Origin of the sequence: Herbaspirillum sp., from assembly GCF_035644555.1 — a bacterium.
In the GTDB taxonomy this organism is placed as follows: domain Bacteria; phylum Pseudomonadota; class Gammaproteobacteria; order Burkholderiales; family Burkholderiaceae_D; genus Herbaspirillum.
In genome coordinates this window covers 186442-211310 of sequence record NZ_DASQOH010000052.1, presented here as the reverse complement: position 1 = coordinate 211310, position 24869 = coordinate 186442, and the positions used below count along the sequence as shown (strand labels likewise).

General features: G+C 60.8%; 21 protein-coding genes. 3 read left to right on the top strand and 18 right to left on the bottom strand.

The features are described from left to right. Positions 1-72: 72 nt before the first annotated feature. The 4 genes from VE092_RS14810 to VE092_RS14795 all read right to left on the bottom strand — a co-directional run bounded on the left by VE092_RS14810 (position 73) and on the right by VE092_RS14795 (position 5138). A complete protein-coding gene (locus VE092_RS14810) occupies positions 73-1500 on the bottom strand; it encodes a mannose-1-phosphate guanylyltransferase/mannose-6-phosphate isomerase (RefSeq protein WP_324877962.1) in 1428 nt (475 codons plus the stop codon). After that, a complete protein-coding gene (locus tag VE092_RS14805; protein WP_324878037.1) occupies positions 1500-2636 on the bottom strand; it encodes an NDP-sugar synthase in 1137 nt (378 codons plus the stop codon). The genes VE092_RS14810 and VE092_RS14805 overlap by 1 nt, the downstream gene beginning before the upstream one ends. 128 nt (positions 2637-2764) lie before the next feature. Beyond that, entirely contained in the window at positions 2765-3961 is a 1197-nt protein-coding gene (locus VE092_RS14800; protein ID WP_414653499.1) for a WecB/TagA/CpsF family glycosyltransferase, read from the bottom strand. After that, positions 3948-5138 carry a glycosyltransferase family 2 protein gene (locus VE092_RS14795; protein WP_324878032.1) on the bottom strand — a complete coding sequence of 397 codons (1191 nt, stop codon included), beginning with the start codon at positions 5136-5138 and terminating at the stop codon, positions 3948-3950. Before VE092_RS14795 ends, VE092_RS14800 begins: the two co-directional genes overlap by 14 nt. A gap of 312 nt (positions 5139-5450) precedes the next feature. Here VE092_RS14795 and VE092_RS14790 point away from each other — a divergent pair, with 312 nt between their 5' ends. Then, a complete protein-coding gene (locus tag VE092_RS14790; RefSeq protein ID WP_324877960.1) occupies positions 5451-6974 on the top strand; it encodes an Atrophin-1 multi-domain protein in 1524 nt (507 codons plus the stop codon). 67 nt (positions 6975-7041) lie between these two features. Here the strand turns inward: VE092_RS14790 and VE092_RS14785 are convergent, their stop codons facing one another. The 8 genes from VE092_RS14785 to epsL all read right to left on the bottom strand — a co-directional run bounded on the left by VE092_RS14785 (position 7042) and on the right by epsL (position 17067). Further along, positions 7042-8454 carry an O-antigen ligase family protein gene (locus tag VE092_RS14785; protein ID WP_324877958.1) on the bottom strand — a complete coding sequence of 471 codons (1413 nt, stop codon included), beginning with the start codon at positions 8452-8454 and terminating at the stop codon, positions 7042-7044. 81 nt (positions 8455-8535) lie between these two features. After that, positions 8536-10182: an exosortase B gene (gene xrtB, locus VE092_RS14780; protein WP_324877956.1), complete on the bottom strand. Its 1647-nt coding sequence runs from the start codon at positions 10180-10182 to the stop codon at positions 8536-8538. Between the two features lie 27 nt (positions 10183-10209). Beyond that, positions 10210-11088, bottom strand: a complete 879-nt coding sequence (gene epsG / locus VE092_RS14775; protein WP_324877954.1) for a chain length determinant protein tyrosine kinase EpsG — start codon at positions 11086-11088, stop codon at positions 10210-10212. Between the two features lie 49 nt (positions 11089-11137). After that, the gene (epsF, locus tag VE092_RS14770) at positions 11138-12532 is read right to left on the bottom strand and encodes a chain length determinant protein EpsF (protein ID WP_324877952.1); all 1395 of its coding nucleotides are present in this window, start codon (positions 12530-12532) and stop codon (positions 11138-11140) included. Between the two features lie 75 nt (positions 12533-12607). Next, positions 12608-13399: a polysaccharide export protein EpsE gene (epsE, locus tag VE092_RS14765; RefSeq protein ID WP_414653498.1), complete on the bottom strand. Its 792-nt coding sequence runs from the start codon at positions 13397-13399 to the stop codon at positions 12608-12610. Between the two features lie 70 nt (positions 13400-13469). After that, positions 13470-14435 (bottom strand): EpsD family peptidyl-prolyl cis-trans isomerase, encoded by a 966-nt coding sequence (locus VE092_RS14760; RefSeq protein ID WP_324877950.1) that lies wholly within the window; start codon positions 14433-14435, stop codon positions 13470-13472. A gap of 81 nt (positions 14436-14516) precedes the next feature. Continuing rightward, a complete protein-coding gene (locus VE092_RS14755; protein ID WP_324877948.1) occupies positions 14517-15926 on the bottom strand; it encodes an undecaprenyl-phosphate glucose phosphotransferase in 1410 nt (469 codons plus the stop codon). A gap of 10 nt (positions 15927-15936) precedes the next feature. After that, positions 15937-17067 (bottom strand): XrtB/PEP-CTERM-associated polysaccharide biosynthesis outer membrane protein EpsL, encoded by a 1131-nt coding sequence (epsL, locus tag VE092_RS14750; protein ID WP_324877946.1) that lies wholly within the window; start codon positions 17065-17067, stop codon positions 15937-15939. 37 nt (positions 17068-17104) lie between these two features. Here epsL and VE092_RS14745 point away from each other — a divergent pair, with 37 nt between their 5' ends. Both VE092_RS14745 and VE092_RS14740 read left to right on the top strand, forming a co-directional pair. Beyond that, positions 17105-17344, top strand: coding sequence for a hypothetical protein (locus tag VE092_RS14745; RefSeq protein WP_324877944.1), 240 nt, complete (start codon positions 17105-17107; stop codon positions 17342-17344). A gap of 230 nt (positions 17345-17574) precedes the next feature. After that, on the top strand, positions 17575-18177 hold the full coding sequence (locus VE092_RS14740; RefSeq protein WP_324877942.1) for a phosphatase PAP2 family protein: 603 nt from the start codon (positions 17575-17577) through the stop codon (positions 18175-18177). A gap of 101 nt (positions 18178-18278) precedes the next feature. Here VE092_RS14740 and VE092_RS14735 read toward each other — a convergent pair whose 3' ends face one another. The 6 genes from VE092_RS14735 to pheS all read right to left on the bottom strand — a co-directional run bounded on the left by VE092_RS14735 (position 18279) and on the right by pheS (position 24688). Beyond that, a complete protein-coding gene (locus tag VE092_RS14735; RefSeq protein WP_324877940.1) occupies positions 18279-19361 on the bottom strand; it encodes a choice-of-anchor A family protein in 1083 nt (360 codons plus the stop codon). Positions 19362-19594: 233 nt separating this feature from the next. After that, positions 19595-20116, bottom strand: a complete 522-nt coding sequence (locus VE092_RS14730) for a GNAT family N-acetyltransferase (protein ID WP_324877938.1) — start codon at positions 20114-20116, stop codon at positions 19595-19597. A 167-nt stretch (positions 20117-20283) separates the two neighbouring features. After that, positions 20284-20685 (bottom strand): MerR family transcriptional regulator, encoded by a 402-nt coding sequence (locus VE092_RS14725; RefSeq protein ID WP_324877936.1) that lies wholly within the window; start codon positions 20683-20685, stop codon positions 20284-20286. Between the two features lie 3 nt (positions 20686-20688). Continuing rightward, positions 20689-21102, bottom strand: a complete 414-nt coding sequence (locus tag VE092_RS14720) for an integration host factor subunit alpha (RefSeq protein ID WP_077237224.1) — start codon at positions 21100-21102, stop codon at positions 20689-20691. Positions 21103-21166: 64 nt separating this feature from the next. Beyond that, positions 21167-23593 carry a phenylalanine--tRNA ligase subunit beta gene (pheT, locus tag VE092_RS14715; protein ID WP_324877933.1) on the bottom strand — a complete coding sequence of 809 codons (2427 nt, stop codon included), beginning with the start codon at positions 23591-23593 and terminating at the stop codon, positions 21167-21169. Between the two features lie 66 nt (positions 23594-23659). Beyond that, complete coding sequence (pheS, locus tag VE092_RS14710) at positions 23660-24688, bottom strand: phenylalanine--tRNA ligase subunit alpha (protein WP_006712692.1); 1029 nt, start codon at positions 24686-24688, stop codon at positions 23660-23662. Positions 24689-24869: the final 181 nt, after the last annotated feature.

Below are 24869 nucleotides of genomic sequence, written 5' to 3'. Positions count from 1 at the left end.
GGCAACGCGGGTGACGCGAACGAAAAAAAGGAGAGCACGGCTGCTCTCCTTTTTCATTGCGCGGCTGATACCTCAAGCACGCTTATAGACGTCATCGAATCGCACGATATCATCCTCGCCCAGGTAACTGCCCGACTGCACCTCAATCAGGTGCAGCGGCAGCTTGCCCGGGTTTTCTAGGCGATGGGTGACGCCGATGGGCAGGTAGATCGATTCGTTTTCGCTCAGCAGGGTCTGCTCTTCGCCACGTGTGACCAGAGCCGATCCGCTCACCACGACCCAGTGTTCGGCGCGATGGTAATGCATCTGCAGCGACAGCTTCTCGCCCGGCTTGACGATGATGCGCTTGACCTGGAAGCGCTCGCCCGAATCGACGCTTTCGTAGCTGCCCCAGGGGCGGAAGACGCGCTTGTGATGGACGTGTTCGGTGCGCTTGGCACTCTTGAGCGTGTCCACGAACGACTTGACGTCCTGCACCTTGTCGCGATGCGCCACCAGCACGGCGTCGTCCGTCTCCACCACGACCAGGTCTTCCACGCCCAGCACCGCGACCAAGCGGCTCTCAGCTCGCACCAAAGTATTCTTGACCTGATTCAGGTGCACGTCACCGCGCACCACGTTGCCCTCGGCGTCGGCCGGCAGCACTTCATGCAGCGCACTCCAAGAGCCTACGTCGCTCCAGCCCATGCTGGCAGGAACCACCACCGCGCGCGAGGTGTTTTCCATGACGGCATAGTCGATCGACTCGGACGGCGACGCTGCGAACGCAGCATCGTCGAGGCGGCAGAAATCCAGATCGGTGTAGGCCTTGGACACAGCCTCCTTGACGGCAGCACCGATGAGCGGACGGTGCGCATCCAGTTCGGCCAGATAGTCACGCGCCTTGAAGAGGAACATACCGCTGTTCCAGTAATAGCCGCCTTGCTGCAGGAAGGCGGTGGCAGTAGCCAGGTTCGGCTTCTCGACGAAACGCTCGACCAGAAAATTGCCGGTCTCAGTACCGTGCGTATCGCCGCGCAGAATATAGCCGTAGCCGGTTTCGGGTTGAGTCGGCTCGATGCCAAAAGTCGCCAGCGCACCTTGCTGCACCGAGACCAGAGCGCGACGCACCGCCTCATGGAAGGCCAGCACATCGGTGATCACATGGTCGGCAGGCAGCACCAGCATGACCGCTTCCGGATCCAGGCGTTGCAGGTGCAATGCCGCTGCCGCCACTGCCGGTGCGGTGTTGCGACCCTGCGGCTCAAGCATGATGCCCAAGGGGCGCACACCGATCTCACGCAGCTGCTCGGCAATCATGAAGCGGTGCTCGTTGCCGCAGACGACGAGCGGCGCCTGTACCTCCGGCCAGGAGCCAACACGAGCAACGGTTTCCTGGAGCATGGTCTGCTCGCTCACCAGCGGCAGTAATTGCTTGGGATAAGCTGCCCGTGACAACGGCCACAAGCGGGTGCCCGAACCGCCGGACAAGATGACGGGATAGATTTTAGTATTAGACATTAAGCACTCCTGATTTCCTGAATGGCACTGCGCGGTTTGAGCCGTCGATCCCGTGCATCGTTCCACTGCTCGTCCGGCTGATCGGACGTATGTTTCATCTCGCCATTGTGAGTGACGCTGTAAGCACCATAGACGACGCTGTCTTCGAAGACAGTGCCCTGGGCAACGCGAGTATACTCGAACAGGACGCTGCGAATCACTTTTGCACCACTGCAAATGTGGCTGCCATGCCCGATCCAGGCCGGTCCCACGATAGTAACGCCGGCTTCGACATGGCTCCCGGCACCGATATAGACCGGCCCTTCGATCGTGCTACCCTCCCAGTCGATACGGGTATTCAGGCCGACCCAGACACCTTCCTGGATCTGGGTGCCGGGCACATACATCTGCGCGACTTCGCCCTTGAGCACGCTCTGCAGTACCGACCAGAAATCGGTCACGTTACCGATATCGATCCAGTTGAAGAAGCGCTTCTGGGCATAGAACGGCAGTTGCTTCTCCACCAGCAGCGGGAACAGGTCGGCACCGATGTCGAAGAACTTGTCCTTGGGGATCAGATCCAGCGCCGCCGGCTCCATGATGTAGATGCCAGTACTGGCCAGATTGGACAGCGCCTCTTGCTGCGTGGGCTTTTCCTGGAACGACTTGACCTTGCCGTCCGGCTCGGCCACCACGATGCCGTAGCTGGAGACCTGCTCCATAGGTACTTCCTTGGTGATCACGCTCACCAGCGCGCCCTTGCGGCGATGTTCGAACAGCGCGGAATGCAGATCCAGGTCGATCAGGGCATCGCCGCAGATGACCAGCGTGGTCTCGTCGAAGAAGCCGCCGAATTCCTGGATCTTCTTCATGCCGCCGGCCGAGCCGATGGGATTGGGAAAGACCTGGCCATCATCATCCACATAGCCTTCGAAGGAATAACCGATCCGCGCACCAAAGCGCTGCCCTTCGCCGAAATAGTTTTCGATACGGTCATGCAGATAGCTGACGTTGACCATGATGTCCTGGATACCGAACTTCACCAGGTGTTCGATCAGGTATTCCATCACCGGCTTGCCCAGGATGGGAATCATCGGCTTGGGCAGCGCATAGGTCAGGGGCCGAACGCGGGTCCCCTTGCCCGCTGCCAGAATCATTGCTTTCATGAACGCCTCTTTATGGTCGAAATGTGATCTGAACCGGCAGGAACTACCGGCAACTCCGCTTCGCAAGTGTCAGCACCTGCGTGAGCGATGTCTTCCTCCTGCCAGCTTCTGCGGTCGGCTCAGGCCAATGCTTGCAACAAATACTGCGCACAATGCAGCTCGAACTGCCTGCGCACGCCCGGATTGATCCCCAGGACGGCCCAGGGGCGCCCCGCCGCCCGGCAGGCGCCGTACAACAACATCAACGAGGCCAATGCCGCACTGTCGATATGGCTCAGCCCGCTGCAATCGAGTACCATCGGCCGCCCAGAGCGCGCTGCAGCCGGCAGTACGTCGCGCAGGCGTACGATGTTGGGCTCACCCAGCGCGCCCGACAGCGTCATCACGCAATCGCCGCCATCCTCATGCACCTGCATCACCGCCGCATCGAAGTGACTGATGTCGGGACGGCCGCGACGGGCGGCCAGCGCCAGCGGGATGATCTTGTCCACCAGCAGCGTGAGCAGGCCGACGCCGTCAGCCCAGTAGCGACGCCACAGCTTGGGTTCTTCCTTGATTCTCCAGAGCCATTCCAGCCCGGTCTTCTGCGCCCAGACCGGCGCGCGCGATACCGTACCCGCCACGAAATTGACTACCGCGCCCAGGTGACTGACCAGCGGTACACGCAGCCGGGAAAGATTGTGCTGGATCCAGGCCTGGCCCTTCTTGGCGCCCAGCGCCACTACCAGGAAATCGGCGCCGCTGGTGTTGATACGATCCAGGGTATCTGCATCGCTCATCTCTTCGATGGTCCCGAAGCCGGGGCTGTCAAAACCGACGGCCGTCATGGCGGACGGTGAGGCGTTCAGTTTTTCGCTGGCAGTCTGCGCCACCCCTGGCGGCCCGCCGAAGAAATAGATCCGCATGGGCTGCGCGCCAGCAGGCAATACCGCATGGCGCAAAGACTGGAACAGGGATGAGCCGGCCACCCGCTCGTTGATCGGCAGCCCGGTCGCGCGGGCAATCCAGATCAGCGGCATGCCATCGGCGACGGAAAGATCGCTCTGAATGACGGAGAGGCGGAATTGCTCGTCCTCCATGCAGGCAATCGCAAAGTTCAGATTGGGGGTCGACAGGAAGCAGCGCTGCCGCCGTTCCACCGCAGCGCGCGTGATGCGCCCGGCGTCGGCCAGGTTGACCCTATCGAAGGGCAGCCCCAGGATGCAGAAGACATCGCGATTGAAGTCGGGCAGGCGTACGGCCGGCACCGCCCTGGGGAATTCCAGCGTCGACGTCAACGACTCGGAAGAGATCGGATAAGCGTTATTCTGAGTCACGTTTGGACCTTACCCACGCCACCTGGCGATTGAAAAGGAATTTGAAATACAAAGGCAGCTTGCGGGCCACGTAGCCGAAGGCGCCCAGCAATTCAGCCAGGCTGATGACCTGGCGGCCAAAACCGGCCCAGCCCAGCAACACGGACACACCGATCGAAGCCACCAGCAAGCTGGCCGTCAGCAAGGGCCATACCAGGCCAAGGACCAGCCAGACCACGGCGCTCAGGGACCAGACAGCCACCACCAGCATCACCAGCAGCGCCAACGGCGGAACACTCAGGTCCAGCGCCAGTGCGGCCAGCGCCAGATTGCCACGGCGCAGGGCGCCGCCCAGCAGGCGCGGTACGTAGGACTGGATCACACTAAGGTGGCCATGTTCCCAGCGTGTACGCTGGGTGCTGGCACCGCTGTCGCTGGTCGGGAAGAAGCTGTAGACCATCGCCTCGGGACAGAACAGCGGGGGCTGGCCCGCCTCCGCCAGATCCACGCCCAGCTTCATGTCTTCGACGATATGGCCGGTGGCCAGATCGGCCGCGCTGATCTGCTGCCAGGTGAAGGCCATGCCGGTGCCCATCAACTGGCAGGGCAGCCCCAGTTTCTGAAAGCCCAATGGTCGCACCAGATTCTTGACCAGCCAGGCAAACTCGGCGATCTTGCGCATCGGGCTGCCGCCTTCCGGTGTATGCATCAGATACAGGGCCTGCACCGGACGTCCGGTCTGCCTGCACAGACGGGCCACGGTATCCAGCGCGCCCGGCCCCAGATAGCAATCGGCGTCCACGATGATCACCACCTCCGGCGCATCGGCCGCCAGGTGGCGCACGCCGTGATCCAGTGCGTAACCCTTGCCGCGCAAGGTGTCATGGAAACGCTCGGTCACCTCGGCGCCGGCCTCGCGGGCAAACTGCGCCGTCTCGTCGCGGCAATTGTCGGCCACCACCAGCACGCGATCACCAGCGAGCAGCTGGGAACGGATACCGGCCACCACATCCGCGATGCCACCGGCCTCGTTGTGGGCCGGCACCAGCACCGCCATACGGGGACGTTCGCCCTGCAGCTGTGTCTTGCGCGCAGCAGCCCAGCGCGCGGCCAGCACTTGCACCAGCAGCACCATCACCGGGACGGCCAGCAATCCCAATCCCAACCACATCAATGTCTGCACCAGTACGATGATCATTGCCATATCCATTTCCAAATGACTGCAGGGAGTGCCGCGAGGAAATTCACTCGCATTTTTACCAGCTCGCAACAAGCTCTTATTGATACCGGGAAGGAGCCGGGAAAATCGTGTCCGCGCGTGCGCTGCAGTCGCTTCCACCCGCCTCCCAGGACCCGGACCGGGTGCTCGTCGCCCCTATGATGACTCCATTATGCGACAGTTGCGCCGCCATTTGCTGCATTGCGCCAATATTTGTCACGACAACGACCAAAAAGATCCTTTCTTAGCGGAATTGCAAGAAAAATCATCCTCAGCAGCATACTTTTTCCCATGCTTGCTCGCAATGCTCGCTATACTTTTCACGATCTGGCTACGCAACTGATTAGCCACGGCGCACAGAACTTAATGCGCCCGTTCCGATCATCGCTTATTCCCACTTCACAGGAACTGCCCATGCAACAGCTACCTACCTCGCTACGGCGTCTGCAACTCACCCTCGCGGTGACCGCCCTGCTCTCCTCGGCACCCACCTGGGCGCAAGAATGGGGCAGCTACCTCAAGCCGTTTGCAGCCGATTCGCTATGGAACAGCCGGCCGGTCAATCCCACGTTTTCCGATGACGTCATTCCGACTTCGGATTACTACCCGCTGGTTACCAACAGCAGTTATTCCACCGGCATTTTCCTTGCCAGCCCCAATGACCCACCAGTCACTGTCAGCGGTCCGACGGGCAGCAACAGCCTGAAGATCGTCGATGAAGAGGCTTTCCACGACATCACGATTCCCCACTGGCCGGCGGCAACGAAGCCAGCTCCCGGCGGCGACGCCCACGCCGACATTGCCGACCCGACCACCGGCATCATCCATTCCTTCTGGGGTCTGGCCCAGCAGGACGGCAAATGGACCGCCCGACTTTATGCCTGGACCCGGCTGGACGGCCGCGGCTGGCCAGATCCCGCGCATTACTATCAGGGCGCACGGGCGACCGGCATTCCAGCTGCAGCCGGCCTGATCCGGACCCATGAGGCTGCGGCCAAGCCGGCCTTCTACCCTCATGCGCTGGCCATGTCCCTGACCTTCAACGCCCTGGCGGCGAATCCCGCCTATGTGTTCCCGTCCACTTCCGCCGATGCCCACGCAGCCAAACTCAATACGGGCAACATTCCGGAAGGAGCATTGATGATGCTTCCACCATCTTTCGATACCAGCAAGATCACCAATGATGAACTGCGCCGTATCGCCGAAACCCTCAAGCGCTACGGCGCCTACGTGGTCGATGCAAATCGCGGCACACCCTTCGCGATCTACGCGGAAATCGGTTCAACTGCCAATCCGGCGCCCAATGGATGGAACGCGACGGTGGGCAATGAGCTGCAGACGATCCGCGCTGCCTTGCGTCGGGTGACCGGTGCCAGCAGTTGGGTCGATGGCAACGGCAACAGCTTCACGCCCAACCAGAACCTCAATCTGCTGTCCATGCGCGGCGCCTGGGCGGTGCAGTCCGGTAGCGGTCAGGCCAAATTCAGTTCATGGGACCAGGCCGTGGTCTTCACCAACAGCAGTGCCAATTCGGTAGCGGTCAACTACTCGAACCGAGGCATGCAAACCGTCAACTGGGCCAAACCGGTGGTCGGCGGAAGCTACAAACTGACGGCACATGCCACCGGTGGCGCCAAGCTGCGCATGACGATCTACGACCAAATGATCGGCAAGGTCGTCACCGACAGCGGTTACCTTGGTGATGGTCAAAGCACGACCTTCACCTGGAACGCAAACTCGCCGCGTCTGATCATTTATGCGCAGAGTGGCGGAGAAACCTCTTCGGTACGTGCAGAACTGCTGAAGGCAAACTGAGGTTGTTCCAGTGTCGCGCTCTTCCATGTGGGACCGGAAGAGCGCCTTGCAGCCCATGCGCTGTGTCCTATCGTCCCGCCTGCACCAGTCCGGCCTTGTCCATGGCCTCCTGCCGTTCCTTCTTTTCCTGGCTCAGATACAAGGACCAACCCATACCCATGGCGATCCAGAAATACCAGTTGAATGCCAGGTAACTCAACATGTTGTCAGAGGCGCAGACCACCAGATAGTCGACCAATGCGCAGATCAGGATTCCCGCCCCCAGCCTGTCTTTCGGATACAGCTTCACAAGCGCCCGGAAACACTGGTAGAACACGGCGAGATAGGCCAGTAGCCCGACCAGACCGACGTCGAAGAACAGTTGAACGAACACATTGTGCGCTTTCCATTCGACGTTTCCGGCGAGGGGGAAGAAGACATTGGCGTAGTAGCCGAATGATTCCACTCCATAGCCTGTGAGATATCGCGCGGGGGACATCCAGTTCAGGGCCGACTCCCAGAGATAAACCCGCCAGGCGAACGAGTTGAGTCTCGAATAGGTACTCACAGTGTTACCCGCGTCGAGATCCAGCAGCCGCTGCTGCACGCTCGGAATCAACAGTGCCAGACAGCACAGCACCAGGATGTAGACCAGATAGCGTCTCTCGAACATGATGCCGTACAGGATGAACAGCAGGAAGCAGGCGGCCCAGGCGCTGCGCGTCTGCGTGAGAAGCAGCAGCATGAACAGCACACCCACATAGGCGGTAAAGCCATATCGCTGCAACGGACTCAATACGAATGTCGGACTCTTCAGCACGTACAGGCCGAGCGAAATGACCAGCGTCAGATAGAAGGCAAAGATATTGGGGTGGGTAAAGGTACTCTGCAGACGGAAATTACTGAAACCGCCCCCTGCATTGAGGCCGAGGCTGACGATACCGTAGAGCACCGGGATGATGGATGAGGCGATGATGAGGCGCACCATGGAGCGAAAATCCTCCTGTGTGCGTACCACGTAGAACGCGCACACGAAGACCGCGAAATAGGAGCACATCGCCAGCGCAGTCTTGATGCCACTGCCCGGATTGGGAGAGACCACCACGCCGAATGTCTCGATGGCCAGCAGGACGAGCCAGACCAGAGCGGCCTTGGGGGGCAACAGGCGCGGCTTCTCAATGAAGAAAAGCAAGGCAATCAGGATGATCAATGCATTGATCGCACCGCCCAGGCCGGCTGAGGCACCGGTGGAACCAACGCGGGTGGATTCGAGCACGATATCGCCCGAGGCACGCAACAGCAGCACGAGAACCAGCAGCAAGCGCTTGTTGAAGAGGAAGATGCCGCCCAGGATGAACAGCACCGGCAGCGCGGCCAGGCGCGCATAACTGTCGCCGAGCAGACCTGCCACCACGGGCAGGATGAGGCCGACCAGGGCAGCCACCATGACAGCGGCTCCGATGACCAGCATCTGCGATGAATCCAGACTACTTTTTTTCATATCATTGTCCTCGGCAGCGTGCCGATCTTAGGCTTTCGCATACGCGACGGCAGAACGCACTGCGCACCACCTGAGGGCGTATCATGCAGGCACCAGCAGGCCCGGATTACCAGCCTGCACCGCCGACTGCAGGTCCTCGAGAAAGCGATGCTGCAAGGCGAAGGCATCGGACTGCCTGTCGTTTTCCTGGAGCAGGCTGGACGCCCGCACCAGGATGCCATCGGCGATTCGACCGCTCATGCCATCTTCGAAAATCTTGAGACGGGCGGCCAGTCCGCCATCGGGGAAGCCATCTCCGATACGCACCCAGTAGGTCACCGCCTCGACGCGATTCTGAAGCACTGCCACGAATTGCGAGCCCATGACATTCTGCTGTTGACCATGCATCGGCAACGCCACCCGCTTCCGGTCTCTCAGATTGAAACCTTGCGCCACATAGCAGACGTCCGGAAGATGGATCTTCACGTCCTGCGTCTGCTCGTTGGCGTAGGCCAGTGCCAGCATCACCATCTGCCCCCGACTGTTGACGTAGGTGCGCGCCAGCACATCATCATAGGGCTGGTCCGAACTGCGATCAGTACCGTCTTCGATGCTGACATTGACCTGCAGGAAGGGCGAAGGCACTTCCCGCCAGTCGCCAAAGCGGGCAGGAATGATGTCGTTGAACTTGCCCTTCTTCACGACCGCGGCCTCATGCGGCACCAGCAGCTGTACCACCGCGACCGATGCCACCATGAACACGGCCAGCATCGCGGCCAGGCGGAGGTTCATCCGGAACTTGACCCCATCCTGTGGCTTCACCCCCTGGCGCTGGCGCTGCAGTGCCTCCGGTATTGCGATACCGCGCCATTTCGCATGCCGCACCGCGATCCAGCGCAATAGCCCATCCAGGCCGATGATCAGCCCCAGCGCCACCAGGAACAGCAGCATGCCCGCGAAGCCGTGCAGGAAACCCTGACCGGCCGCGTCACCCAGATAAAAGGTGATCAGCGCCAGAACCATCACCCGTACGGTATTGGCGGTAAAGGAAATGGGCACGATCAGCACGGCCAGCAGGAAATTGCGCAGCAGCGACTGGTGCCGCACCAGGTTCATGTACAACAACCCCAGTGCCTCCAGCGTGAAGAGGGAATTGAGGCCGGCGCAGGCATCGGCGACCAGCAGTTGATAGGGGCCGATATAGATGATCACCCCGCTGCGCGCGACGGGATAGCCGAGTTCCCGCAGGATCAGTTCCGAGGCATAGGACACGCCGATCTTCAGCGGCAGGGTCAGCAGATCCACCACCGAGGCCGGCAGCGGCACCATGAACAGCATGAAGAAGAATGCGAACCAGAGACGCCGACAGGTACGCGCCCCAAACTGCAGCAGCACGATCCCCACCAGCACGGGGATGAGCGATCCGGCTTCCAGGAACAGCACCGTCTGCGACCGCCCCAGCACGAAGCACAGCAAGCCCAGCAACACGAACAGGCTGCCCAGCAACGGCGCCGGACGCCGTTCGATGAGCCCGTCTTCGCGCAGTTGCCTGATCCTGACAAACAGGTAGCAACAGGCGACCGCCAGCACGATCGGGCCATGCGCGTTGCGCTCGGTACCCCACACGCCATGGAACAGGTCGATGAAGCTCGGAATGTACATGGCCGCCAGGCCCGCTGCCACGATCAGCCAGGGCAGACCGGAAAAACGCTGTTGCGGCATCGTCGGGCGTATCGTTTCGGCAGTCATTTCATCACTCTCGGAAAACCTGCCTCGTCAGAACTCGTTGACCACGCTGCCGACGACCGCCACATGCGCACTGGTCAGCTTTTCGGTCAGTGCACGCACCGCCGAAAGATGGGTCATGTTGGTGCGGACCACGACCAGGCTGGCGCCGGTACGCGCCGAGATCATGTTGCCATCGGCATATTGACCGCCGGATGGCGTATCGACCAGGATGATGTCGAAATCCTGAACCAGGTCGCCCAGCAGCTGCGTGAAATTCGGTCGGCCCAGCAGTTCCTGCGGATTGGGCGGTGTCGGACCGGCCGGCAATACCGACAGGTCGAGCAGGTCAGGCACACGCTGGATCGCGTCACTCGCCGCGCAGCGCCCGGCAATCACGCCCGACAGGCCATTGCGGTTGTCCAGACCGAACAATTCATGCTGACAGGGATGACGCATGTCCGCGTCGATCAGCAGAGTACGCTCCCCAAGCTGGGAAAACACCACCGCCAGATTGGAGGCGATGAAGCTGCGCCCCTCCGCGCTTTCCGGACTGACGATGGACAGCGACTTGTGCTTGCCGTCCACATCGAACCAGCGCACCATCAGCTGACTGCGCAACGCACGCAAGGCCTCGACCTGCTTGCTGAAGGGGTTGTAGGCCGCCACCACCTTTTCGCTGACCTTGCTTTCGCCCTTGAGCAGATAGGGGTAGTCGAACTGGCGCGAGAGGGCCTGATCGATATCGGACTGGGTCAGCAATCCCAACTGGATCGCCGCATCACCGAAGCGCAGCCCGCGCTCACGCTGCAGGCGCAGAATGCGTTCGGCATTCTCGGTGGAAAGCTTGCCACTATCGACCAGGATGGCGCCGATGGAACGGTTCGGCAAGGCCGTGCCTTCAGTGAATGTCAACGTTGCTGTAGTCATGTTATTCCCGGGAATCCTATTTTTATTGGCGATGGAGACTGGCCTGGACTCAGGCCGGCTTGGCACGTCGGAACCAGAAACGGCGGCGTTGGGCGGTGACCGGGCGGCTGATCGATCCCAGCACCGGCAGACCCAGTTCGTCCACCAGGTCGTGCTCGGAGCGGACACGACGATTGGTCAGTTCCAGCGCGACCGCGGCCATCACACCCAGGATGCCGCCTACGAAGATCGCCAAAATCAGGTTGAGGAAGATCCGCGGGCTGGACGGCTGCGCCGGCGGCACCGCTGCCGACAACAGGGAAATGTCAGACTGGTTGGACTGGCCTTCCAGATTGGTCTGGGCGAAACGCTGGGAGGTCAGTTCGTAGGCGCGTTGAGCACTATCGAGCTCACGGCTGAGCACGGCCAGCTCGTCACGGGTACGGTTCATCTCCAGTACCTTGCGCTTCTGCGCTTCGAACTCGGCACGGATTTCCGCCTCGCGCTTGGCCAGGATGGTGGCGTTGGTCCCCACCGAGGACGAGATCGAGGCCGTCGCTGCATTGAGTTGCGCGCGCAGGCCATCGCGCTCTGCCTTGGCCGAGAGATAATCCGGATGGTTCACGCCCAGACGCTTGGAGGCCTGCTCGAAGCGCGCTTCGGAGGCGGCCAGGTTGGACTTGAGCGTCTGGATCAGGGCGTTCGAGTTGACGTCCGGCGATTCGGTACCGCCACCTGCGGCGGCCTGGCGCCGGCGCGACTCTGCTTCGGACATGGCGGCCTGCGCCATCACCAGCTGGGTCGACAAGTCATTGAGACGGTTGGTCTCGACGTCGGTACGGTTGTCGATATTGGTGATACCGTGCTCTTCCTGGTATTTCGAGAGCTTGGCCTGCGCCTGCTCGTAGGCATCGCGCAAGACCTTGACCTGATCATTGAAGTAGGAAGACGCCTTGCGGGTCGGGTCCAGCTTCAGCTGCATGCTGACCTTCTGGTACGAAGCCGCGAAGGCATTGGCCACCAGTGCCGCGAATTGCGGGTCCTGGGCCTTGAAGGTGATGTCGATGACGCTGCTTTCCTTGGACGCCACGGCATCGAGTTTCTTGAGCAGCAGCGCAGCCAGCCAGTTGCGGATATCCAGGTCGCCGTGATCGTCGTCGGCATAGGCATCCTTGACTTCCTGCTGATCCACCAGGCGCAGCGCGTCAACCACGCCCAGTGCTACCGAGGGGCTGTTGATGATGGCCACCTGGGTCGGCATGAAACCCGGCAAGGCCTGAGGAGCGACCACCAGTCCGGTCACCGGATCGGAAGCCTTGTAGTTGAGCACCACCGAGGAGGTCGCCTTGTATTGCTTGGGCAGCACCAGGCTCACCGCCAGAGCCACCACCACCGTGATCGAGAGGATGAGCGTGATCACCTTGCGATGTGCCTGGAGAATCAGAATAAATTGAGATAGGTTCATTGGTTTACGCCTCCTGGTTGGCGTCTTCAACAGCTAAACGAAAAAACATGGATTGCGCGCTCTGCGGCCTACCGATCAGAACCAGCTTTCCTTGACGTAGACGATGTCATCGGCCTGCAGCAGGTCATCCTTCTTGACGGTGATCTCCTGCAGGTTGCCGTCCGCGTCCCGGCGCTTGACCATCAGGCCACGCTCGGTGCCGCGCTGGGTCAGCCCGCCGCCCACCGACAGGGCCTGCAATACCGTGGTCCCGCGTTCGAGCCGGTACATCCCAGGGCGCTGCACTTCACCGTAGATATAGAAGCGCAGGGCACGCTCGACATAGACCACGTCGTTGGCCGTGACTTCGGGCAGCGCCGAGGTATCGCCGCTGTGGGTGATGGCGTAGATGTCGACCATTTGCTTGGTGACGGACTTGCCGTCGTTATGCACGATGGTGAGGACATCACCGCCGTCCGGGGTGACCCCGCCGGCCAGCGCAATGACGTCCGCCACGTTGCGCTTGCCGTCCAGTGAGTAGCGTCCGGGCTTGTTGACCTGGCCCAGTACCGAGACCATCTGGCTTTGCGGCACGGTAACCAGAATGTTGACTTGCGGATTGAGCAGGTAGCCGCCCTTCTTGAGCAGGCCGGCGATCTTGCTTTCGGCCTGCGCGGTGGACAGGCCACCGATCTTGACCTCGCCGATCAGGGGGTAGCTGATCACGCCGGCTTCGCTGATCCGGGTTTCCAGCGACAGGTCCTCGCTGCCATAGACCTTGACCCGGATGACGTCGCCTGCACCCAGCAGGATGTCATCCGCCTGGGCCAACAAACTCCAACTGGCGAGCATCAGGCCAACCAACAGGAATACCATTTTTCTCATCATTGTCATTACTCCGCAGTACATCAGGTTCTTGATTCAGGCGCGGGGCGCCCGGGTATTGATCAACAGGTGCTTACTTGAAACCGGCCACGCCACGCGAGATGGCTTCGTTGCGGGCGTTCTCGCCGTCCTTGGCCGCAGCATCTGCGCCCTTGGCGGCAGCAGGATTGGCAGCCGGCGCTGTCAGGTCCTTGAACGAGCGAGCCTGATCCGAATATTCGATCTTGGCTTCCCGCTTCAGACGATCCACCAGTTGTTCGGAAGCCTGGTTCTGCCGCTGGGTCACCAGGTACTGGATGATCTGGGGCGTAGCCACGGCCAGCGACAGTGGCGAACTCTTGACATCCAGCAGGGTGGTCAGGATGGCCGTGGGCCCTTCCGTCACCACGAACAGGGTGCCACGCTCCATGTTCTTGAGGCTGTCGTTCATCTGCGGAGGTAGATCCGCCGAGGTCTTGACCACGCTCTGACGGGCGTACTGGATGCGATGCAGATCCAGCCATGCCGCCACGTCATCCAGCTTCTTGCCCGGACGCTCCATGAGTGCATTGAGCTCCGGCGTCATGCTCGCGGCGGCGATGACCAGCTGGCCGAACTCATATTGCTTCCGCTGGGCGAACCAGTCCGGGTTCTTGCGATACAGGTCTTCGACCTCCTGATCCAGCGGACGCGCCGGCGGCTTGATCTTGGCGGCCACGTAGCTCTGCGCCAGCACCAGATTGCGTGCACGCTCCATATCGGCCAGCACGGCCGGATCGGTATCGAGCTTGTCCTTCTTGGCCGCGTTGACGAGCAACTGCCGTGCCACCAGGCCGTCGAGCAACTGCTTGGTCACTTCGCGACCGCCACTCTTTGCCAGTTCGTTGTTGACCTGGTGGATGGTGATCTCCTGACCATCCACGCTGGCTACCACCTGACTGGAACCGGTAGAAGACTTCTTTTCTCCGCAGGCGGCCAGCGCCAGCAGGAGCATGGACGCGACCAGGGCCCTGGTCGCGACAGTGTGATGTTGTCGAACTGCTGCCTTCCCGATTTTCATTTGACCAAGCTCTCTTTTTCTCTATCACTTGTTACCGGCCAGCGCGGCCGATGCATATGGCCCCTCTGCAGAGGCCCTCCCTCAGTAAGCGTTGTCGCGCTTGAGCACCATGCGCACGGTCTGGAAGATGATCCACAGATCGAACACCAGCGACCAGCGACGCAGATATTCCAGATCGAATTCGATACGGGCCTTCATCTTGTCCAGCGTCTCGGTCTCGCCGCGCAGACCGTTGACCTGGGCCCAGCCAGTGATACCCGGCTTGACCTTGTGACGCAGCATGTAGCCCTTGATCTGCTTGCGGTACAGCTCGTTGTGGGCGACCGCGTGCGGACGTGGACCGACGATGCTCATGCGCCCCTGCAGGACGTTGAAGAACTGCGGCAATTCGTCCAACGAACTGGAGCGCAGGAAACCGCCGATCTTGGTCAGGCGCATATCGCCCTTGGTGGCCTGGGTAACCTTGCCACCATCTTCCATCACGGTCATCGAGCGGAATTTGTAGACCACGATCTCTTCGCCGTCGAGGCCGTAGCGGCGCTGCTTGAAGATGATCGGTCCGGGCGAGGTCAGCTTGACGCAGATGGCGATGACCATCATCACCGGCAACAGCATGAGCAGGATGACCGAGGCCAGGACCAGGTCGCTCATGCGCTTGACCACATTGTTGGTACCGGTAAAGGGAGTCTCGCAGATGGCCATCACCGCCATCCCGCCGACGTAGTCGAAGCGCGCCTGGATCAGGTTGAAGATATAGATGTCCGGGATGAAGTAGATCGACGCCGTGGTGTCCTGCAGCTCGTCGATCATCTGCAGTACGCGCGGCTGCGCCGAGATCGGCATGCTGATGTAGACCATGTTGATATTGTTCTGGCGCACGTAGGCGGCCACATCGGACATCTTGCCGTGCAGCGGCGTATAGGTACCGGCCGGTTGACGATTCAGTTCACGGTCATCGAAGAAACCCATCAGCTTGATCATCAGGGAGGGATATTTCTCCATGCGATCGGCCAGTTTCAGTGCGGCCGGATTGACCCCGATGATGATGGCCTTGCGCACTTCACCCTTGGTATGCAGGTCACGCATCACGCGCGATTGCACGTGCTGCGAAATCATCAGGCCAATGGGCGTGGTCACCACCCAGAAGAAGATCGCCCGCAGCGCGAAGCTCTGGTAGAACTCGCAGATATAGGCCACCAGCACCAGCACCGCCGCGACCGCAAGCCAGTCCAGCACCGGCGAAAGCATCGAGGGCCCCTTGGGATTGCGGCGCAGGCGGCGTTCGTGCAATTCGGTGAAGAAATAGGAGGACAGGAAGAACGCCATGATGGCCAGCACCCAGTAGTCGCCGGTGAAGTTGTGGCCGAGCAGGCGCACCAGCACCCACAGGTAGGCCACGATCAGCGCCGGCTCGACGAAGCGCTTGAACACCATGGTGATGGTATTGGGCTTGACGTTGCCCAACGGCAGGCCATCGTGCAGGTCACTCATTTTGGGGGCCTCAGAATTCATAGCGCGAAGTCAGTGAAATGCCGTTGGAGAGATAGCTGAAATTGGCGATGTTGGATTGCAGTTTCTCGCGCGACACCGCCAGTACCAGTGACAGCGACGTGGTCGGCGAATAGGTCAGGCTCAGGCTGGCCTTCTCGTAGTCGTCACGGCGGCCGGAGGGCGTGATGCCTGTGATGATGGAAGCGCCGTTGTAGTTGCGACGTTCGTAGTCGACCAGGCCATCCACCCGCAGCTTGGCCGTGGGCAGGTACACAGCCGCCACGCTAGCGCCGGTGGTCAGTGCAAAGTTCGCATCGACGTCGTTGACGCCACCGATCTCACGCCACAGGTTGGCCTTGAAGGCGGTCTTGCCGGTGGGTGTCCAGTCGGCAATCACACGGGCATTGAAACCCCGGAAGCCATTCCCGCTCGCTGCGGAGTTACGTTCACGCTGGGTCAGGCCGCCAAGGAACTGCAACTTGGTCTTGCCGCTGTAGAGCCAGACGATCTTGGCCTTGTAGTCTTCCTGGGTGAAGGAGTTGTTGAGCGAACCGGCACCCACGACGACGTCGAAGGGATAGCGGCCGGTGGTACGACGCGCCTGTACACCGGCGATACTGCCGCTGCGCGCCGTGTAGTCCAACCCGACTTCGGCCAGGTTCTGGGTGAAATTGTTCGGCTGCAGTGTCGGCAGATCATAGGACAGCCCGAATTGCGAGGCCTGAACCCGCACGGTCCAGTCCGGATGCAATTGCCATGCGGCGTTGGCGTATTTGGTGTCCATGGTTCGGATATTCGTCTGCAGCACACGTAGGTTTTGAAACGGCGTCAGCGACCGGGAATAGATATAGCCCACGTTGCCGGAGAAACGCTCACCCAGCACCCATGCCCAGTCAGCCTTCAGATCCCGCCCGTCGTTGTCGAACTGCCTGAAATAGTCAAACGTATTCTTGGTCGCACTCGCATCCAGCATGACGTGCTGGCGACTGATCATCCGGTCGAAACGGAGGCCACCCACCTTGCTCTGCACGTTATCGGACAGCTTGCTCGATCCCAGTGCCGCCTGCGCCGCCTCGGGGCTACTCAGGCGCAACAGGTTATCGTCATGCAGATAGGTGTACTGCACATACGGAACAACCACCTGACCGGGGTCTGCCGCGTATGCCAGAGGGCAAGTCATGGACACCAGCAGAGCGCACATCCGCACCCGGGTCTTGCGCTTGCCGCTATTGCGAAACTGCCGTGGCATCACGAATCAGCGCCCTTTCTTTTTTAGTTTTACTTTTAAAACAATGACAAGATTTGATACTTGGATTGCTGCGCCGCAACACGAAAAATTTAGAGATTATCATGCATCATTTTTGATCTTTAGGCAAAAAAATATGCAAAAGATTGCCACTCAGAAAACAATGCGGTAAGGATACGCACCCCTATAAAACGGGCAATCAGACAATGGCCGATGCCTTTGTAGGACAAACGGGAAGTTGTCTCTCAATTAACATAAATCCAGAAATCCGCAAACTATTTATCTCGCGACGCAACAAAAACTGAACGTTTATCTTGCGACAAGAGTCCGAACGCTTTCGCGGTCCCTCACAAGCGGATAAGATCCTCTGCGCAACACCTCTGCAAATCTTCCTCCTCCTTCATGAACTGGCACACCATCACCTTCTTCGGCGACAGCGCGATCACCATTCCCGCCGCCTGCATCCTGGCACTGTGGCTCGCCCTCAACAAGATGTGGCGGCCGATGCTGGCATGGCTGGCCTGTTTTGGCACAGCCATGTTCATCGTCGTCATCAGCAAACTGCTGTTCATGGGTTGGAACATCGCTCCGCCCATGCTCAATTTCACCGGCTTCAGCGGTCACACTGCCTCCTCGAGCGCGCTGTACCTGTCCATCGCTCTGGTCCTCACGCAAGGCATCAGCCGCCCGCGCCGCCTGCTGGTACTCGCATTGACGGCGGCGGCGGTGACCGCCATCGGCGTCTCGCGCCTGATGATCAAGGTCCACTCCGAGTCGGAGGTGCTGCTCGGATTGCTGCTCGGCGCGCTGGCGGCCTGGGTGTTCAGCCTGTCGCTGCAGCAGGCTTCGCCGCCGTGGCGCCACCTGCTGCTACCGTTGGGCCTGGCGGCCGCTCTGCTGATGACCGGCTTCGACAAGCCGGCCCCGACCCAAAGCTTCCTGCAGGAAATCGCCAAGAACCTGTCGGGACGACCGGAGGTCTACTTCCGCCACCAGCCCCTCTAAGGGCGCTGGCTCTGCATCCACCATTCCGGCCCTCATGAAAAATGCCGTTCAGCACTGCGCTGAACGGCATTTCTGCATTCCGGGCGGGTGTAACCTCGGCTTCAGGCTGCCATCAGGGCCGGCGCCGGGACACGCCTGCGACGCAGGGCCGCCACACCGACCACGATGGCCAGGCCGGCCAGCATCATCAGGTATTGCTCGGGCTCCGGCACCGGGGCCACGGCCGCGAGATTGCCGGAGAAAGGCTGCAGGTGCAGTTCGCCGTTCTGGGTCAGGCTGTTGACGAACACGCCGCCTTCGATGTTCTGATTGTTGGTCAGGCTGGCGTGGGTCGCCAGGATGGAGCCACCGAACTGGTTGTTGATGGTCAGGCTGCTAGCGTTGTAGAAGTTCCAGACGATCGACTTGCCCAGCGATTGCGCCTGGCCACCCAGGAAGTTGGCGCCGATCACGGCCGAACTCACGCTGGAATTGATGATGATGGTGCTGGCGCCATTGGCGGCGAAGGAGAACTCGCCGGCTGAGAACACCGAGGCACTGCTGGCATTGTCCAGATTGAAGACCGCCACCCCCTTGGCATTGGCTACAGCGTTGAACGTAGCCTTGTTGCCGCTGAGCGAGACAGTGCTGTTGGCGGCCGCGTTCTTGAGGGTGCTGGACAGGGCGCCGAGCGTACTGCCGAAATTGGTGGAGCCCGAGGCATCCAGGTTGGTCTGCATCAGTGGCGAGGGGGTCGACAGATGACCACCATTGAAATTGCTGCCACTGCTGCCGCCCGCCACATACGCCGGACCATTCAGATTGCTGTTGCTGACCGCGCCGCCGATGTAGCTGGAACCGCTGTTGACGGTGGCATTGGTGAAGGAACCGCCAATGGTGGAACCCAGGCCATTGACGTGCACGTTGGTGGCACTACCCATCACCGTGAGGCCGGCATAGTTGGATGCCGGGGTGTCATTGACGTGCTGCACGTAGTCACCACCGGTCACCGAGCCGCCAATCCACGCACGACCATCGACGTGGGAATTGGATGTGACGCTGCCCAGGACCACCAGATTGAATTGCTGCAGGGCTTCGGCGCCCGTCAGCGGTGTCGTAGCCGCCTGCGCGGCGCTGGAAAATCCGAGAGACAGCAGCGGTGCGACGGCAAAGCCCGCCATGAGCGACCTGGAACGACCAAGCATTGAAACCCCCATTTCGATGAAGTGATGTCCGCGTCACGCTCCGGCGTTGCGCAGTCACGAATTGATTGCGGCAAGGCCGCGTAAATCTACATGAACAGTTGTAAATTTTTTATCAATTCTAAAGGCTTAGTTGTCATTTGATCAAGCTCAAAACGGTCGCACGCAGGCAATGTGAAAAATTTGCCACATTGACAATAATCAAGTTTCTCGCACGGTGGCAAGCAGGTAGCCAGCTAACGCAGCGCCATCGACATGTAGCGGGCCGCGTCGCCGTAACCGGCCAAGGCTTGCCGACCGGGAGGCGACAATTGCCCGTCGTCATCGAATCCGGCCGCGCGCCAGTAGGCAGCGGAATCATGTACGGCCACCAGAGTGGCGCGCACCAACCTGGCGTCGCGGGCTATCTGGCGCAGGTCGGTGACCAGCAGACGACCCAGACCGGAACCCCGCGCCGACATGAGCAGGGCGACGTCATGCAGGTGCAGGCAGTCAGCCGCGCCATCGATGGCCTGCAGCAAGCGGTTGAGGGCGGGAGGATGGCCATGGCGGGTCGGATGCAAGAAGGCGTAGCCGATGATCTGCTCCGCTCCATCCGCATAGAGGCAGGTGGCGATGCGACAGCCCTGCGGGAACAGCGCCAGTCGCTCGGCAAAGACCTCCAACGCTTCATAGTAACCGGCGTGGACCTGGGCCGCGATCTGCATCACGTACGCGAGATCCTCTACCGTCATCGGTCGCCATTGGTAACGGTTCATTGCTGCTCTACCCTGCCCTCGGAATCATGGTCGCCATGTCCATCGCGGACATCGTCGCCTCGAAAGGAAGACGCCGCACGACGGTCGGAACAGACCAGCGTACGGCGCAGATGCTTGAAAGAGGTTGGAACGGGGCCCCCCGGCGGAAGCAGCGCCCTGGCCGCCGCTCAGGCGGTGGCGCCTGGCTTCAGGCTCTCCAGCACGGCCAGCAGTTCCGCGCGCAGATTGTCGATGGCAGCTTCGTCCAGGCTGATGGCGGGCGGTTGCGGCTCTTCCGGTTGCTCGACCTCGTGGGTGCCATCGAGCTTGTTGCGGGCGCCACTGATGGTGAAGCCCTGCTCGTAGAGCAGTTCACGGATACGACGGATCAGAAGCACTTCGTGATGCTGGTAATAACGACGGTTGCCACGTCGCTTCACCGGCTTCAACTGCGTGAATTCCTGCTCCCAGTAACGCAGCACGTGCGGTTTCACGCCGCACAGTTCGCTGACCTCACCTATCGTGAAATAACGCTTGGCCGGGATGGGCGGCAGCACGATGGCCGCCGGCTTGTTGACACGATCGTTCATAGATTAGACGGACATTTCAACGGTGCTACCGCTGGAGAGTTCCACCATTTCCTTCAATTTCTGGCTGGCATGGAAGGTCACCACGCGGCGCGCCGTGATCGGGATTTCCTCGCCTGTCTTGGGATTGCGGCCAGGCCGTTGCGGCTTGTCGCGCAACTGGAAATTACCGAAGCCGGACAGCTTGACGGCCTCGCCACGCTCAAGTGCGTTGCGGATCTCGTCAAAGAAGGTTTCCACCATGTCCTTGGCTTCGCGCTTGTTCAGACCGACCTGCTCGAACAAAAGTTCGGCCAGCTCGGCCTTGGTCAGCGTCGGCAGGTTCTTGTCGGCCTGCGAGCGTGCCTGCGATTCCATCACGGCACGATGCAGGTCGGCGTCCAGCACGGATTGAAATTCGTTCGAATTCACGTTGTTCATGGCGATGAATGACTGGGCCTCAACCGATTCCGGTCTGTAATTATTTTCGCTCTCGGACATCACATCAGGCACGCAACCTGGCGCCGAGCTTGGCGCTCGCAGCGGCCACCAGGGCATTCACCGCAAGGTCGACCTTGTCATCCTGAAGGGTGTTTTGAGTATCTTGCAAGGTGCAGCGGAACGCAAGGCTTTTTTCGTCGCTTTCCAGACCCTTGCCTTGATATTCATCAAATAAAACAAGGGCTTGCAAGATGGCGCAATCCGGATTGGCCTGCTTTTCGGCAGCGAAGACGTCCAGCAATTGCTGGGCGCCGATCGACTGCCTGACCACCAGTGCGATGTCACGGCTGACGGCCGGGAACTTGGAAATCTCGGTGTAGACCGGCAGGTCGCGCTGCTGCAGCGCATCGGCATCGACTTCGAAGACCACCGGCGCCAATGGCAGCTCGTACTTCTGCTGCCACTTCGGATGCAGTTCGCCGATCACGCCGATCACCTTGTCCCCCAACAGCACGTGGGCGGTGCGACCGGGATGCAGGGCCGGATGTTCGGCCTTGGCGAAACGCAGCACGCGCGGCGCGAACAGGGCTTCCAGGTCGGCCTTGACGTCGAAGTAATCGACATTGCGGGTAGCCTGCCCCCATTGCTCCTCGGCCACCGGGCCATAGGCCAGCGCGGCGATGCGCTTGGGTTGCTCGAAACCGGCCACCGCCAGCGGTCCATCGGCGATATCGGCATTCTTGCGGAAGACCGCACCAACTTCGAAGACGCGGATGCGCGACGCCTTGCGGTTGACGTTGTAGCGCGCATTGGCCACCAGCCCGGCGATCAGCGAAGAGCGCATGACGCTCATCTGGCTGGCGATGGGATTGAGCAGCTTGATCGGATCGGCGTTGCCGCCGAAGTCGGCTTCCCAGGCGCTATCGACGAAGCTGAAATTGACCACTTCCTGGTAGTCCTGGTCCGCCAGCAGGCGGCGGATGGCGAACAGCGAGCGGGTGTTCTCGGGCGCGATGCGCATGGCATTGGCGGCCACCGGCGGCAGCGCCGGAATGTTCTCGAAGCCATAGACGCGCGCGACTTCCTCGATCAGGTCTTCCTCGATCTCGATGTCGAAGCGATAGGACGGCGGTGTGACCGAGAACAGGCCAGGCTGGTAGTCGAAGGACAGGCCCAGGCGCTTGAAGATGTCCGACACCATCTCATCGGTGATCTCCACGCCGATCACCTTGGCCGCGCGCGCAGTGCGCAGCGTGACAGGCTCGCGCTTGGGCAGATTGACGATCTGGTCGTCGATGGGGCCGACGCGGGTGTCGCTGGTGCCACAGATTTCCAGCAGCAGCGCAGTAATGCGTTCGATGTGATCGACCACGGTGGCGAAGTCGACACCACGTTCGAAGCGATGCGCCGCATCGGTGGAGAAGTTGTAGCGACGTGCCCGGCCCTGGATCGCCTGCGGGAACCAGAAGGCGGCTTCCAGGTAGATGTTGCTGGTCTCCAGCGAGACTGCAGTGGCGTCGCCGCCCATGATGCCGGCCAGGGATTCGATTTCCTTGTCGTCGGAGATCACGCCCACCCACTCATCGACTTCCACCGTGTTGCCGTTGAGGAGCTTGAGCGACTCGCCCTTGCGCCCCCAGCGCACATCCAGGCCGCCATGGATCTTGTCCAGGTCGAACACGTGCGAAGGACGACCCAGCTCCAGCATCACGTAGTTGGAGATATCCACCAGCGCCGAGATCGAGCGCTGGCCGCTACGTTCCAGGCGCTGCTTCATCCATTGCGGCGTGGCGGCCTTGGCATTGAGACCGCGGATGACGCGACCTGCGAAACGGCCGCACAACTCAGGCGCGGAAATGCGCACGGGCAGTTTCTCGTCGAGATTGACCGCCGCAGCCTGATACACCGGCGCCTTCAGAGGTGTCCCGGTCAGGGCCGACACTTCACGCGCCACGCCCAGCACCGACAGGCAGTCCGCCTTGTTGGGGGTGAGCTTGATGGTGAACTTCAGATCATTCAGTTGCAGATAGTCACGGAAATTCTGGCCCACCGGAGCGTCATCGGGCAGCTCGAGCAGACCGCCGTGATCTTCCGACAGCTTCAGTTCGCGCGCGGAGCACAGCATGCCCTGCGATTCCACGCCGCGCAGCTTGCCGACCTTGATCTCGAAGGGCTTGCCATCAGCGCCCGGAGGCAGCACTGCGCCCACCATCGCGCAAGGGACCTTCAGGCCCGCACGCACGTTGGGCGCGCCGCAGACGATGTTGAGGATGGTGCCGGTGTGCACGTTGACGCGGCATACGTTCAGGCGGTCCGCATCCGGGTGCTTGGTCACTTCCAGCACTTCACCCACCACCACATTGGTGAACGGAGGCGCGACCGGTTCGACTTCCTCGACTTCCAGGCCGGACATGGTCAGCAGATGCGACAGTTCATCCGAGGTCATGGTCGGATTGACCATGGTACGCAGCCAGTTTTCAGAGAATTGCATGATTCAGACTTTCAGCTATCAGCCAGAGGCGCGTCGCGACATGGCGCGGCGCCCTTCTTGATCGGATTAATTGAATTGCTTCAGGAAGCGCAGGTCGCCTTCGTAGAACAGGCGCAGGTCATTGATGCCATAACGCAGCATGGTCAGGCGCTCAAGGCCGGAGCCGAACGCGAAACCGATGTACTGCTCGGGGTCCAGTCCCATGTTGCGCACCACCGTCGGGTGCACCTGGCCAGCGCCGGAGACTTCCAGCCAGCGCCCCTTGAGGGGACCGCTGCCGAAGGCGATGTCGATCTCGGCCGAGGGTTCGGTAAAGGGGAAATAGGAAGGACGGAAACGTACCTGCAGGTCGTCGGTCTCGAAGAAGGCCTTGACGAAGTTGAGGTAGACGCCCTTCAAGTCGGCGAAGCTGATGTCCTCGGCGATCCACAGGCCTTCGACCTGGTGGAACATCGGCGAGTGGGTGGCATCGCTGTCCACGCGGTAGGTGCGGCCCGGCGCGATCACCTTGATGGGCGGCTTGTTCATGCGGGCGTAGCGCACCTGCATCGGGCTGGTGTGGGTACGCAGCAGCAGGGGCTTGCCCTGGGTGTCGTGACCTTCGATGTAGAAGGTGTCCTGCATCGAACGAGCCGGATGGTTCTCGGGGCTGTTCAATGCGGTGAAATTGGTCCAGTCGGTCTCAATCTCGGGACCGTCGGCGACGTCGAAACCGATGGAGCGGAAGATCTCTTCCACGCGCTGCCAGGAGCGCATCACCGGGTGGATGCCACCTACGCCGCGACCACGGCCCGGCAGGGTGACGTCGATGGCTTCCGCATTCAGGCGCGCCTGCATCTGGGCATTGGCCAGAGCATCGCGGCGTGCGGTCAGCGCGTTTTCGATCTGTTCCTTGGCGACGTTGATGATCGCCCCTTGTACCTTGCGCTCTTCCGGCGCCAGCTTGCCCAGCCCCTTCATCTGCTCGGTGATCTGGCCGGTCTTGCCGAGGTACTTGGCCTTGGCGTTTTCCAGTGCGGCGGCGTCCGGCGCGGCGGCGAAATCAGCCTGCGCCTGGGTGACCAGTTGGCCCAGGAGTTGGTCTAGGGGATTCATGCGGTAAGTCTCGCTCCAATCGAAAATCCGACGACGAAGTCGAAAAGGAAAAAAATCCACGAAACCGTGGATCAAAAACATACGGGGCATCGGTGTGACCCTCTGCCCCGCAGGATTTTGCAGCGCCGGCTGCTGGTCTGACTATTGCTGGACCTGCGACCGGCTACCGCACATACGCTGT